Source organism: Gemmatimonadota bacterium (assembly GCA_040388535.1).
GTDB lineage: Bacteria > Gemmatimonadota > Gemmatimonadetes > Gemmatimonadales > GWC2-71-9 > Palsa-1233.
In genome coordinates this window covers 684,815-697,882 of sequence record JAZKBR010000001.1, presented here as the reverse complement: position 1 = coordinate 697,882, position 13,068 = coordinate 684,815, and the positions used below count along the sequence as shown (strand labels likewise).

General features: G+C 67.3%; 16 protein-coding genes. 1 reads left to right on the top strand and 15 read right to left on the bottom strand.

Going from position 1 to position 13,068, the window contains the following annotated elements; translation table 11 throughout:
• Positions 1-29: 29 nt before the first annotated feature.
• The gene (locus tag V4558_03220) at positions 30-2,135 is read left to right on the top strand and encodes an FTR1 family protein (GenBank protein ID MES2304485.1); all 2,106 of its coding nucleotides are present in this window, start codon (positions 30-32) and stop codon (positions 2,133-2,135) included.
• Positions 2,136-2,332: 197 nt separating this feature from the next.
• Here V4558_03220 and V4558_03215 read toward each other — a convergent pair whose 3' ends face one another.
• Genes V4558_03215 through V4558_03145 form a run of 15 tightly spaced genes read right to left on the bottom strand, consistent with a single transcriptional unit; the run spans position 2,333 to position 13,060 of the window.
• Positions 2,333-3,211, bottom strand: a complete 879-nt coding sequence (locus V4558_03215; protein MES2304484.1) for a prolipoprotein diacylglyceryl transferase — start codon at positions 3,209-3,211, stop codon at positions 2,333-2,335.
• Positions 3,208-4,245, bottom strand: a complete 1,038-nt coding sequence (gene tsaD, locus V4558_03210; GenBank protein ID MES2304483.1) for a tRNA (adenosine(37)-N6)-threonylcarbamoyltransferase complex transferase subunit TsaD — start codon at positions 4,243-4,245, stop codon at positions 3,208-3,210. The genes V4558_03215 and tsaD overlap by 4 nt, the downstream gene beginning before the upstream one ends.
• A gap of 7 nt (positions 4,246-4,252) precedes the next feature.
• Positions 4,253-4,786: a TlpA disulfide reductase family protein gene (locus tag V4558_03205; GenBank protein MES2304482.1), complete on the bottom strand. Its 534-nt coding sequence runs from the start codon at positions 4,784-4,786 to the stop codon at positions 4,253-4,255.
• A gap of 18 nt (positions 4,787-4,804) precedes the next feature.
• Entirely contained in the window at positions 4,805-5,341 is a 537-nt protein-coding gene (locus V4558_03200) for a TlpA disulfide reductase family protein (GenBank protein MES2304481.1), read from the bottom strand.
• Between the two features lie 2 nt (positions 5,342-5,343).
• Complete coding sequence (rpe, locus tag V4558_03195; protein ID MES2304480.1) at positions 5,344-6,009, bottom strand: ribulose-phosphate 3-epimerase; 666 nt, start codon at positions 6,007-6,009, stop codon at positions 5,344-5,346.
• Positions 6,006-6,740 carry a PASTA domain-containing protein gene (locus V4558_03190; GenBank protein ID MES2304479.1) on the bottom strand — a complete coding sequence of 245 codons (735 nt, stop codon included), beginning with the start codon at positions 6,738-6,740 and terminating at the stop codon, positions 6,006-6,008. Before V4558_03190 ends, rpe begins: the two co-directional genes overlap by 4 nt.
• The gene (locus V4558_03185) at positions 6,737-7,999 is read right to left on the bottom strand and encodes a transcription antitermination factor NusB (GenBank protein MES2304478.1); all 1,263 of its coding nucleotides are present in this window, start codon (positions 7,997-7,999) and stop codon (positions 6,737-6,739) included. Before V4558_03185 ends, V4558_03190 begins: the two co-directional genes overlap by 4 nt.
• Positions 8,000-8,037: 38 nt before the next feature.
• Positions 8,038-8,802, bottom strand: a complete 765-nt coding sequence (locus V4558_03180) for a thiazole synthase (protein MES2304477.1) — start codon at positions 8,800-8,802, stop codon at positions 8,038-8,040.
• Positions 8,803-9,003, bottom strand: a complete 201-nt coding sequence (gene thiS / locus V4558_03175; GenBank protein ID MES2304476.1) for a sulfur carrier protein ThiS — start codon at positions 9,001-9,003, stop codon at positions 8,803-8,805.
• A gap of 14 nt (positions 9,004-9,017) precedes the next feature.
• The gene (locus V4558_03170) at positions 9,018-9,680 is read right to left on the bottom strand and encodes a thiamine phosphate synthase (GenBank protein ID MES2304475.1); all 663 of its coding nucleotides are present in this window, start codon (positions 9,678-9,680) and stop codon (positions 9,018-9,020) included.
• Entirely contained in the window at positions 9,677-10,600 is a 924-nt protein-coding gene (fmt, locus tag V4558_03165; GenBank protein ID MES2304474.1) for a methionyl-tRNA formyltransferase, read from the bottom strand. The genes V4558_03170 and fmt overlap by 4 nt, the downstream gene beginning before the upstream one ends.
• Positions 10,600-11,136 carry a peptide deformylase gene (gene def, locus V4558_03160; protein ID MES2304473.1) on the bottom strand — a complete coding sequence of 179 codons (537 nt, stop codon included), beginning with the start codon at positions 11,134-11,136 and terminating at the stop codon, positions 10,600-10,602. Before def ends, fmt begins: the two co-directional genes overlap by 1 nt.
• Entirely contained in the window at positions 11,136-11,420 is a 285-nt protein-coding gene (gene yajC, locus V4558_03155) for a preprotein translocase subunit YajC (GenBank protein MES2304472.1), read from the bottom strand. Before yajC ends, def begins: the two co-directional genes overlap by 1 nt.
• Positions 11,417-12,553: a tRNA guanosine(34) transglycosylase Tgt gene (gene tgt / locus V4558_03150; GenBank protein MES2304471.1), complete on the bottom strand. Its 1,137-nt coding sequence runs from the start codon at positions 12,551-12,553 to the stop codon at positions 11,417-11,419. The genes yajC and tgt overlap by 4 nt, the downstream gene beginning before the upstream one ends.
• Positions 12,554-13,060, bottom strand: a complete 507-nt coding sequence (locus tag V4558_03145) for a DinB family protein (GenBank protein ID MES2304470.1) — start codon at positions 13,058-13,060, stop codon at positions 12,554-12,556. It abuts the gene before it with no gap.
• Positions 13,061-13,068 lie beyond the last annotated feature (8 nt).

Sequence of the window (13,068 nt, the reverse complement as noted above, 5' to 3'; positions counted from 1 at the left end):
ATTTCCCGACTTCAAAAAAGCGTTTGATAATGATTCTCATTCAGGCGACAACCATCCTGCTTGCCCTCACGGGCTCGATGACGACTACGGATTCGGCGGCCGTCGCGCGGCGCATCGCGGCGTCAGCGCAGCTTGCGGCTCAGGAGTACCGGATCGGCGTGGTTGGCGGGCGGGTGGTTGCAGCGGCTGAAGTCGACGAAGCAAAGCTCTTCCTCACTGAAGCCAAGCGCACCGCGAAGCTGCTGCCGGCGTCGGTTGCCGCGGCCACCGAGGCGGATCTCGACCGGGTGCTTCTGCTGGTCGGGCGGATCGGCGCACCGGATTCGGTCGATGCCGGCATCAAGCGGATGACCGATGCGCTCGCGATCGGACTGCGGGTGGTTCTGGTAGAGATCCCGGAACACACGCCCTCGCTCGCTCGTGGTGCCGAACTGTACGCCCGCGAGTGTCGCGCTTGTCACGGTGATGCCGGCCGGGGCGATGGCCCAGCGGCCCGTGCCCTGACGCCGGTTCCGACCAACCTCACCAATTACGCTGCACTACACGACGTGTCGCCGCTGGCGTTCTATCAGCGGGTCACTATCGGCGTGGCCGGTACCGCGATGCCTTCGTTCGAGACGCGGCTCTCGGCGGACGATCGCTGGGCCCTGGCACTCTATGCGGCCACCCTCCGGCAGGCGAAGCCCGCTGGAGAGGTGCCCACCTCGCTCCGCGCATTCCCCGCCGTGGCGAAGCTCTCCGATGACCAGGTGCTGGCCGAGCTTGGTCCGGTGGCCTCGCCGGCGCGACTCGCCGCCGTGCGTGCCTTTCAGCCCGCGGGTGATGATGCCGCGGTGACGGCGCAGGTATTTACCGCGGTGCGTGGCAAGGTGAAGGAGGCTGGCGAACTGGCAGCAGCAGGAAGCCATCAGGAAGCGGTCTCGGCCGCCTTTGATGCCTATCTCGCCTTCGAGAAGGTCGAACGCACTGTGCGCGCCAAGCGCCCCGAACTCGCGACCACGCTCGAAGCGACTTTCGCGACGCTGCGGACCCGGGTCGCCGGTGGTGCCACGCCGGCAGAACTCGATGGCGTGCAGCGTGAGCTCGCGGCCTCGCTCGAGCAGGCCGAACGGGTGGTCGGTGACACCCTCTCGCCGACGAATCTCTTTCTCCAGTCGCTGGTCATCATGCTCCGCGAAGGGCTCGAGGCGATCCTGATCATCGGCGCGCTGATGGCCTTCCTCGTCAAGACCGGCGCCGGGCACCGGAAGCGCGACATCCATATCGGCGTCGGTGCCGCGGTGCTCCTCTCGTTGCTCACCGCCGTGCTGCTCGAGACCGTCTTCGTGCTTTCGCCGGCGCATCGCGAGTCAATGGAAGGCTTCACGATGGTCGCAGCGGTCGGCGTGCTCTTCTACGTGAGCTACTGGCTGCTGTCGAAGATGGAAGTCGCCAAGTGGACTGCCTTCGTGAAGGAGCGCGTGCAGGTCGCCGTTACCGGTGGCTCGGCGTTCGCGCTGGCGTCGGCCGCATTCCTCGCCGTCTATCGCGAAGGCTTCGAGACGGTGCTCTTCTACAAGGCGCTCTACGTGTCCGGGGGTGAGGTCGGCGGCACCTTCTGGCCGGTCACGTTGGGGATCCTCGTCGGCAGTATCGCGCTCGCGGTGGTGTACGTCGCGATCAACAAGTGGGGCGTGAAGCTCCCGCTCAAGCCGTTCTTTGCGGTCACGAGTGGCTTCCTCTACTACACGGCCTTTGTCTTTGCGGGGAAGGCGATCGCCGAGCTGCAGGCGGGCGGCGCCGTGCCGACCACGATCCTCCTCGGCTGGCCACGGTGGCCGGCGCTGGGGATCTACCCGACCCTCGAATCGTTGCTGGCGCAGGGCATTCTCGCCACGCTTGCCATTGTCGCTGTTGGCTACCTCTTCCTGGTCCAGCGTCCCGCAGAGGCGCGCAAGCGCACCGAGGCCCCCAGCGCCCCGCTGGCGGCCCCGGTCGTCCTCTCGGCTGTCACGGAAGGCCCCGGCCGCGAAGTGGCCATGCTGCGCTCACTGGAGCGGATGGAAGGGGATCTGGCAGCGCTGCGCGGCGAAGTCGAGCGTCTCAAGGAAGCCGTGGTCGAGGCGAGCGCGGAAGACATCGCGAAGCAGCGATAAGCGCAGGCCGAGCGGCGACTTCAGTCGCCGTCGATCGATACAACAAAACGGCCCGCCATCACTGGCGGGCCGTTTTGTTTGGGAGGTCCCAGAACGCCCCCTGAGTATACGAAGACGAACAGGTGTGTTCGCTTCACCCTTCTTCGTCCTGGGACTTTCTCGCGTGGTGCCGTTGTGGCCACCGACTAGGGAAAAACCTAGGGCCTCCTAGGGGCGCTGTCAAGGGTCCCTTTTCCACCCTCCAGCCAGGCCCCAGGAGCGGGGTTCGGCAGGGGCGACCAGCGGGCGATCAGGGTCGCGCCAATCGTGACCAGCGCGATGGAAAAAAGCTGCGCGAGCGTGAGTCCCGCGAAGAAGCGATCGTCCTTCGCGCGAAAGAATTCCACCGTGAATCGCTCGAGCCCCGCGAAGACGAGATACGCGCCGAAGAGCCACCCCGTGCCGCGTACCTGCGCGCGCCAGCGCCAGAGCACCGCGAATACCACCAGCATCATCGCGATTTCGTACAGCTGCGTTGGATGCACCGCGAGCAGCGTGTCGGCGGTGGCGCCGGGCGGAATCGGCAGTCCGAATTCGGCCTGCATCGCACCAGCGGTGGTGCGCGGCAGCCCCTCGGGAAACGCGACCGCCCAGGGGAGCGACGTGGGCCTGCCGTAGTCGTCGCCCACGAGATAGCAGCCGACGCGGCCCACCGCATACGCCGCTGCGAGTGCCGGCGCGCAGAGCTGTGCTGTCCAGCGCAGCGGCACATCGCGCCGCCAGCCGTTGAGGATCACGGCGAGCGTGCCGCCCACAAAGCCGCCGTAATAGACCAGCCCGCCGCGCGTCAGCAGTGCGCCCGGTCCGTGCAGCGCGACATACCAGAGCTTCGCGCCGACAATGCCACCTACCAGCGCGGCGAGGATCATGTCCCCGGCGTAGTCGGAGGCGAATTTGTTGCGCCGGCACTCGCGATCGATGAGCCAGCCGCCGACCAGAAAGCAGCACATCATCATCACGCCGTAGCCGGTGATCTCGATCGATCGCAGCCCGAAAATGGCCGGCGTGTGGAAGTTGAGCGGATGCGCGATGATCATGAAGCGACTCCGGGTGCGGGCTCGAGGCCGGGTAGCGGAAAATGGTCGCGGGCGTCGAGGTCGACACCGTGGTGCTCGCCGCGGGCGAGCCGCCAGCTCCCGGCGGCGCCAATCATCGCGGCGTTGTCGGTGTTGAGACGCGGCGAGGCCACCGCAATCCGGGCGCGACCGCCTGCCGCGCTGCGCATTGCCTCGGCGAGTGCCCGGCTGCTCGCGACGCCACCACCGAGCACGACCAGCGGCCGGTTGAATTCCTGGGCCGCGTGCATCGTCTTGCGCACCAGCACCTCGATTGCCGCGTCCTGAAAGCCGCGGGCGAGACTCGCCCGGTCGGTCTCGAGATCGGCGCTCTGCTGCACCGCGCGCAACACCGCCGTCTTGAGGCCGCTGAACGAGAACGCAAACTGATCTGCTTCGGCCACGCCCTTGAGCAACGGGCGAGGAAAGGTGAAGCGCTTCGGATCGCCCGTCGCGGCGAGTCGCTCCATCGCGGCACCGGCCGGGTAGTCGAGGCCGAGCAACGTGCCCACCTTGTCGAATGCTTCGCCCACGGCATCGTCGCGCGTCTGGCCGAGGAGGTGATACTCGCCCCACGCCGGCACATCGAGCAGCATCGTATGGCCACCGCTGACGAGCAGTGCGGTGAACGGTGGCTCGACATCGTCGAGCTCCAGCGTCGGGGCGAAGAGATGCCCTTCGAGGTGGTGCACTCCGATCAGCGGCAGCCGCTCACGCCAGGCGAGCGTCTTCGCCCAGGTCACCCCGACGAGCAGCGCGCCGAGCAGCCCCGGGCCACGCGTCACCGCGATCGCGTCGATGGTGGCAAGCGTTGCTCCGGCTTCCTTGAGCGCCAGGTCTACCACTGGACCTACGGTGCCGAGATGGGCCCGGGAGGCGAGCTCGGGAACCACACCACCGAAGATCCGGTGGATGTCCTGTGACAGAATCGCCAATCCTTCGAGATGCACCCGCGCTCCCTCGCGACGTACGACGGCGGCGGAGGTTTCGTCGCAGGAGGTCTCAAGGGCGAGCACGCGCACCTCAGCGACTTCCGAGCAGCGCTTCGATGCGGGCCTTCTGTTCGGCGCTGTCCCACATCTCGCCACCGATCCCGACGTAAACGATGCGGCCATTGCCATCCACCAGCCAACTCTGTGGCACTCCCATTGTCTGGTAGGTCTGCTGGATGAGGCCGCTCTGGTCGTGCAGCAGGTCGAAGCTGAGTTGCAGCTCCTTGCCGAACGCGAGCACGGCGGCGTCGTCGCCTTCGTCGACACTGACGGCCGCGATCCGGAAGCCACGATCCTTGTACGCCTGATAGAGCCGCTCCATTGACGGCATCTCCTTGCGGCAGGGCCCGCACCAGGTCGCCCACACATTGATGAGGGTCACGTGACCGGCGTAATTCGCGCGAAGCGAGACGCTGTCGTGGGTGGCCGGGTTGACCACCTTGAAATCGGGGGCGCGCTGACCGAGCTGGGCGCCATCAGGTGGCGACGCGTAGCGCGTGAGCGCCCACGCACCCACGCCGAGTCCTGCGACGATCGCACCTACCCAGAGCCATTGCCGATTCACGATGTCAGTGCTCCCCTGTCAGCTGGCGGGTGTGGCCAGCAATTCTTCCACCACGCGGCGACTCGCCGCCGAGTTCCAGGTGTAACCGCGCAGCATGATCCGCACGATCCGGCCGTCACGTCCGACGAGAAAACTCTCGGGCACACCGGTGGTCTGGTAGATCCGTTCGATCTCGCCACTGGGGTCGTGGAGCACATCGAAGGAGATGTGGTAGTCCTTCGCGAATTGCTTCACCACGGCTTCACCACCGCGATCGATGCTGACAGCCGCGATCTTGAATCCCTTCGGTCCCATGACCTGGTAGAGCGAGTCCATCGCCGGAATTTCTTCCTTGCACGGCTCGCACCAGGTTGCCCAGACGTTGACGAGCGTCACCTTGCCGCGATAGCTGCTGTCGAACGAGACACGCTTGCCGGAGGTGAGATCCTTCGCGGTGAAGCCCGGCGCGATCTGCCCGACCCCGATGGCGGTTTGCCCGCTGAAGCGCACCAGCGCCCAGGTGCCGATGCCGAGCGTCACGAGGATGAGTCCCACCAGCAGCCATTGCCGTCGCATCATCAGCTCCGCGGCAGCGCGGCGCGTCGAAGCGCTCGCACCGCTTCGGCGATATCGGGTTGGCCGAAGACGGCGGTGCCCGCCACGAAGGTGTCGGCGCCGGCGCCATATGGCGTCGCAATCGTCTGGGTGGTAATGCCACCATCGACCTCGAGCACGGGTGCGCGCTCGTAATGCGCCAGCAGTGCCGCGATGCGACGCAACTTCCGGGTCGATCCCGGGAGGTAGCTCTGGCCACCGAAGCCCGGGTTCACGGTCATCAGCAGGACGAGGTCGACATCGTCGACGACCTCCTCGAGAATGCCCAGCGGCGTCCCGGGGTTCAGCACCAGTCCGGCCTTCATCCCGCGCTCGCGCACGGCGGCGAGCTGTCGCTGCACGTGGATGGTGGCCTCGGGGTGAAACGAGAAGACCGACGCGCCGAGGTCAGCGTACTCGGCGATGTATTGCTCCGGGCGCTCGACCATCAGATGTACATCGAGCGGCAGGGTGCTGTACTTCTTCAGCGCCTTGATCATGGGCGCCCCGAACGAGATGTTCGGCACGAAGTTGCCATCCATCACGTCGACGTGCAGCCAGTCGGCGCCGCCAGCTTCCGCCTCGGCGATCTGTTCGCGCAGTCGACCGAGATCGGTGCTCAGCACGCTTGGCGCGATCCGGAGGGTCACGGCATCGCTCCGCTGATGGTCAGGTTCACGCCACTCTCCTTTGTCACCAGTTCACCGGGGGCCGGCGACTGCGCCAGCACGCTCCCGGCCTTCCCTTCGAATCGCTGATCGATCACCCCGACGCGGAGCCCTTGGGCCGCGAGTCGGTCGCGTGCGGCGATCAGCGTCAGACCCACCAGCTCGGGCACTCGCACCGAAGCGGCACCGCGACTCACGGTGAGGTCGACGGGGCGCTGCGGGGTGCCCGGCAAGCCGGCTGATGGCGACTGGCGCACCACGGTCCCGTATTCGGTCGCTTCGGTCACCGTGTCGACCGATCCGACCACGAGTCCGGCGGCTGCCACTACGGTGCGCGCCAGGTCGATCGGCAGGTCGACGAGGTCAGGGATGACGATCGGCGGTCGTCCTGACGAGACCCCCAGCCGCACCACCGCATCGGCCGGCAAGACCGTTTCCGGTGCGGGCGATTGCCACGACACCTGACCCGGCGCCACCAGCGGATCGGTGATATCGTCGGCGACCCGGCCGCGCAATCCGAGCTCGGCGAGCTTCGCAATCGCGGCCGTGCTGTCGAGCCCGCGCAGCGCCGGCACCACGACATTGTCGGCGAGAATCTGCGCCGGATAGATGGCGCAGGTCGCGAGGTATCCCGCGAAGGCCGCCGCGAGAACGACGCCGATTCCCACCAGCAGCGGTTTGCGCTCTCGCGAACGCCACCATTCACCGATCATGCGATGCGAACCAGTCGTGCCGCGAACGCGCCGTCCATCCCATGCCGTTGCGGCAGGACTTCGAGATCGCCGTCGGCCGAGAGCAATTCACTCGGAACTGCAGCAGTCGGTTCACGGCGGAAATCGCGATGGCGCGCCAGAAAAGCCTCCACCTGGCTGGCATCTTCTTCCGGTTCCAGCGAGCAGGTGGCGTAACATAGCACCCCGCCTGGGGCCACTCGATCGGCTGCTGCATCGAGCAGCGCGGCCTGCTCCTGGGCCAGACGGGTGAGTGCTTCGGCTGTCACCCGCAGCCGGGCATCGGGGTGCCGGGCGAAGGTCCCGGTGCCAAGACAGGGCGCATCGAGGAGGTAGGCCGCGACCGGGCGAACCGGCGGGTGCAGCGCGTCGGCCACCAGTGGAAATTCGTGTCCGTGTCCCGCGCGGCGGAGATTTTCGCGCAGCCGCTGTAGCCGGCGGCGTGATGCGTCGGCCGCCACGACCCCGACCGCGTTGCGGGCGAGTCCGAGCGTCTTGCCGCCGGGGGCTGCGCAGGCGTCGAAGACCAGGGCGCCCGGTGCAAAGTCGGCGAAGCGAAGGACCATTGCCTGCGCCGGGTCCTGGACATAGAACATCCCGCGATCGAAGCCGGGGAGTCGTTCCGGACGCGTGGCGTCGACAACGATGCCAGCGCCATACGGGGCCGCGAATGAGCGGACATCTTCGTCACGAAAGAGCCGCTCGAGGTCGCCCGATCCACCGCGCGCCGGCTGCACCACCAGGGCGGGGTGAGTGTTGTTCCATTCGAGCAGCGCTTCGGTGTCGGCCGCGCCGAATCGCTCGAGCCAGCGTGCCACCAGCCACGCCGGATGCGACCACGTTGCAGCGAGTTGCGAAATCAGATCGACGGCCTGGTCAGTCGGCGCATCAGGACCGAGTTCGGATACTCGGCGCAGCACCGCATTCGCGAACCCAGCCGCGCGTTCGCCGAGGACTTCGCGGGCGAGCGCCACGCTCGTCGCGACGGCCGCGTGTGGTGGCACGCGTTCGAGATGGCGCAGCTGGTAGGCACCGAGACGCAGCACGTCGAGCAGTTCGGGTGCCACCGAGCTGATCCCGCGCGGCACGAACGGCGCAATGACCTGGTCGAGCGCGCCTGATTGCCGCAGGATGCCGGCCGCGAGTTCGTGAGCGAGTCGCTTGTCGCGTTCAGGGAGCGCGGCGAGGCCACGATCCAGCGCGACATCGAATGGCACGCCGCGACGCACTGCGGCCATCATCCCCAGTGCAGCGCGCCGCGGCGGAAGGCCGGTGTCGCTCAGCGCAGCATCCCGCTGGTGGGGCTCGACGGCACCGCCACTTCGCGACGCGGCATCCGCCCCGCGAGGTACGATGCGCGCCCCGCGTCGACGCCTAGCCGCATCGCCTCGGCCATCAGGACCGGATTGGTCGCTTCGGCGAGCGCGGTGTTCATCAGGATCCCGTCGACACCCTGTTCCATCACCAGGCAGGCGTCGGACGCGGTCCCCACGCCGGCATCGACAATCACGGGCACGCGCAGTCGCGACTTGATCGTGCGAATGAAATACGGGTTCAGCAGCCCGAGTCCCGATCCGATCGGCGAAGCCAGCGGCATCACCGCGACGGCACCGGCCTCTTCGAGACGCAGTGCGGTGATCAGGTCGTCATTGGTGTAGGCGAGCACCTTGAAGCCTTCGTCGGCGAGTACCTTGGTCGCGACCAGCAGTCCCGCGGTATCGGGAAGGAGCGTCTCCTTGTCGCCGATGACTTCCAGCTTGACGAAATCGTTGAAACCGGCCTCGCGCGCGAGGCGCGCGTAGCGGATCGCCTCATCCGCCGAGTAGCAGCCCGCGGTATTCGAGAGCAGGAAGTACTGCTTCGGATCGAGGTGGTGCAGGATGCCGCCTTCGTCGCTGCGGTCGAGCGAGACGCGACGCACGGCGACCGTGACGACTGCGGCCCCTGAGGCCGCGATCGCCTGGACCATCTCGTCGTTGTTGCGATACTTGCCGGTGCCGACCATCAGTCGCGACCGGAAGGTGACGCCGCCGATCTCGAGCATTCAGCCACCCCCCACGAAATGCACGATCTCGACGCTGTCGTTTTCGCTGAGCGTGGTGCTCGCGATTGCGGGCCGGCGGATGATCACACGGTTGAGTTCGACCACGACCGCGCGCGGGTCGAGTTCGAGGTGCTGCAGCAGGGCTTCGACATTGAGCGCGTCGGGAATCTCGCGCGGATCGCCATTGATCGTGAGTTGCATCGTTCGTTTCCGGTTCAGGCAGTCAGCCACGGGGCGAGCAGCGCCCGGGTGGCAAGATAGGGATCTGGCGCGTCCCACAGGGCGCCGATGGCGGCGACGCCCCAGGCGCCGGCCTTCTGCACCTCGCGGGAACGCTCCGGGGTGACGCCTCCGATCGCAAAGGTCGGGAGGCCGAGGGCGACGACCTCTCGCAGGAGGGCGACCCCGACCGGTGCCCGGCCGGGATGCGAGGCGGTAGCCCAGATCGAGCCGAGAATCAGGCCGTCGGCGCCTTCGGTGATCGCGGCCCGGGCGGACTCCACGGAATGGACGGACCGAAGGAGCCAGAGCGCCCGCTGGTGCGGAGATCGGGACGCCGCGAGCGGCGCCCCTGCGGCCGTGACGCGGCGCGCGTCTTCGATCCCGAGATCTCTTTCCCGGAGAATCGTCCCGCTCGCCCCAGCCGCCATCGCAATATCCACCCGCCCGGTCACGAAGAGCGCGGCCTCGGGGGGGCGCACCAGCGACGCGCAGCGGAGCGCGAGCGCCGACAGCTGATCGGCGGTGCCGCCAGGCAACCTGGCCACCAACCCGGCAGCGGATCCGACCGCCGCGATCGCTGCGGCGCGGATCCCGAAATCCTCGAGCGCTGCCACGCGATCATCGCTGAACGCGAGGACGCGGGGCAGTGGCCTCATTCGAAGCGGGCTCCGGGTGCCACGCCACTGCCGCGGATCCAGTCAACGGCACTCATCCGCCGCTTGCCCGAAGGCTGCACTTCGGCAATTTCGAGCGCGCCACTGCCGCACGCCACCACGAGGTGATGATCGGTCTCCATCAGCGTGCCGGCGGCAGCCACCTTCGACTCGACGACTCGAGGACCGAACAGCTTCATCTCGTGGCCCGCGATGGTTGCCCACGCGCCGGGTCGAGGATCCATCGCGCGGATTCGGCACGAGACCGCCCTGGCCGGTTCGCGCCAGTCGATGCGCGCGATCTCCCGCGCAACCTTGGGAGCAATGGTAGCCGCGTGGTCGTCCTGTGGCGTCGGCGGCATCTCGCTGGCGATGAGCGGGAGCGCCTCGATCAATGCTTCGGCACCAAGCGTCGCGAGTTCACTGAAGAGCAGGCCGGTGGTGTCGGTGGGACGCACGCGGTGCGCCCTGGTGTGCCAGACCGCACCAGTATCAAGCCCCGCCTCGACCCGCATGATGCTGACGCCGGTTTCTTCGTCGCCCGAGAGGAGTGCCCAGTGAATCGGTGCAGCGCCTCGCCAGCGCGGTAGCAGCGACGCGTGCACGTTGACGAAGCCGAGGCGAGGAATGGCGAGCAACTCGGGGCGCAGCAGGTGCCCGTAGGCGACCACCACGCCGAGGTCGGCGTTCGCGTCGCGCAGCTGCTGATAGAAGTCGTCGCCCCGCGGACGTTCGGGCTGCGCGATGGGGAGTCCGGCGGCCTCGGCGACGAGCTTCACGGCGGGCGGCCGCGGGGTGCGATGCAAGTGACCCTGCCCGTGATCCGGCTGTGTCACCACGAGGGTGACATCAATACCGGCAGCGAGCAGGGCCTGGAGGGACGGAACCGCGAAGTCCGGCGTCCCGAAGAAGAGGACGCGCATCAGTCCGTGGCTTCCGACTCCTCGGGCCGCGGCGTGCGCGTGAGGGACTCGCCACGGTTGTCCTTCTTCCAGCGCGTCACGAGCAGCTGTCGCTTCATCGGCGAGAGATGATCGATGAAGAGAATGCCATCGAGGTGATCGATCTCGTGCTGGATCGCGCGGGCTACCAGACCAGCCGCTTCGACCCGGAACGGCTTCCCTTCTTCGTCCAGCGCCTCGAGCGTCACGCGCTCGGGCCGGGTGACTTCGGCGAACGCTTCCGGAATCGAAAGGCACCCTTCTTCGGCCGTCGCCTTTCCCTCCTCCGCGACGATCTGCGGGTTGATCATCGCGAAGGTGTGCCCTTCGGCATTGATGACCGCGATGCGCCGCGCGACGCCGATCTGGTTGGCGGCGAGGCCCACGCCCATGGCAACGCCCATCGTCTCGAACATGTTGTCGATCAGGGCGCGCACGTCATCGTCCACCGTGGTGATCTCGTCGGCGCGCTGCCGCAACACGGGCGAGCCCAGAAGGTGGATATCGAGGACCGCCATCAGGCCGCCGTGTTCGGGGCGCTCTGGTTGCCGACCCGGACGATGCGCGAGCGCTCGACCACGAGCGATGCCGTCCCGCTCTCGATCGTGACCAGGTTGTCCTTCACGGCGGTGACCTTGCCGACGATCCCGCCGGCGGTGGTCACGTCATCGCCCTTCTTCAGGGCCGCCAACATCTCCTCCGCCTTCTTCCGTGCGGCGCTCTGCGGCCGGATGATGAAGAAGTAGAACACCCCGCCGATCGCGAGCACCTGAATGAGCAGCACGGTCATCTGATTGTTCATTTCCCTTTTCCTTTGGCGAAGTAGCGCTCCCGCCACGCGGCAGCCCACGGTTCGAACGTCCCATCGAGAATCCGCTCACGCGCCGTGTCGGCGAGGCGAATGAGGAAGCGCAGATTGTGGATCGACACCAGCCGCGGCCCGAGTTGTTCCTCGGCGACGAAGAGATGGCGGAGGTAGGCTCGCGAGAAGCGCGTGCACCCCTCACAATCGCATTCGGGATCGAGCGGCCCCTCATCGAGCCGCAGTGGCGCTCCCCGCACCTGCACCTTGCCGTCGGCCGTCCACGCACTGCCGTGTCGGCCATTGCGCGTCGCGGCGACGCAGTCGAACATGTCGACCCCCCGGGCGATCCCTTCAAGCAGGTCGTCGGGGAATCCTACGCCCATAAGATAACGCGGCCGCTCGGCCGGCAGGCTCGGCGCGAGCACGTCGAGAACGTGATGCATCGCCGGTTTGGTCTCACCCACCGAGAGTCCGCCGATCGCGACGCCGGTCCAGGGCCCCTGCTCGAGAATCCCTTCCAGCGAAGCGAGTCGGAGATCGTCGTGGGTCCCGCCCTGGACGATCGGCCAGAGGGTCTGCTTCGGGGGGCCGCCGGCAGCGAGCTCATCGTGCCGGCGCCGTGAGCGTTCGAGCCAGCGCAAGGTCCGCTGCATCGCGTCCCGGGCATCGGCGTGGGTCGACTGGCCGGGAAGGAGATGATCGAACGCCATCGCGACATCGGCGCCCAGCGCCCACTGGATCTCCATCGACGATTCCGGCGACAGGTGGTGCCGCGAGCCATCGATGTGCGAGACGAACTCGACACCGTTTTCGTCGAGCTTCCGCATCCCGCTCAGCGAGAAGACCTGAAATCCGCCCGAGTCGGTGAGCATCGGACGATCCCAGGTGCTGAACTTGTGCAACCCTCCCATCTGCGCCACGACCTCCTCGCCCGGACGGAGGTGCAGATGGTAGGTGTTGCCGAGGATGATCTGCGCGCCAGCGCCACGCACTTCGTCGGGATGCAGGCCGCGCACGGCACCACGGGTGCCCACCGGCATGAAGCACGGCGTCTGCACCGTGCCGTGCGGGAGGGTGAGGGTGCCCGCGCGCGCGCGGCCCGACGTGCCCTGGAGCGAAAATTCAAACACTCAGCGCAGGCTCGCCACGATGCGATCAACCTGGCGCCGGTGCCGCAGGTCGTGCCCGGCTGTCATTCGACGCAACAGGTCGAATGATTCGGGGCCGCGCTCCGAGTGGATCCCCATGCGACCGAGGTCGGCGGCGGTGGCCGCCTGCCAGACGCGCATGTTCCAGTCGCGCAGTGTGAGGAAGGTGTCGAGCGCTTGCTCCGGGTCGGTATTGGCACCGTCGAAGCGCGTCATCCAGGCACCCTCGTCCCAACCGTGCATCGGCGGATTTTCCTGCGTGAGCATCAGTCGCGCGCGCCAGCCGAAGGCGATCTCGGCATCAGCGAGATGCATGAAGACCTGCGCGAGCGACCACTTGCCGGGGCCTTCGGGAATGTGAAATTGCTCTTCCTCGAGTTCCTCGACCTGCGCCAGGATGTAGTCCGGCGTCTCGGCGAGGACGACAAGTGGATCCAGATCGCCCAGAAGTGCGAGCGTTTCGGTGACGTAAGGGGTCGGATTGCTCATGGGAAGCT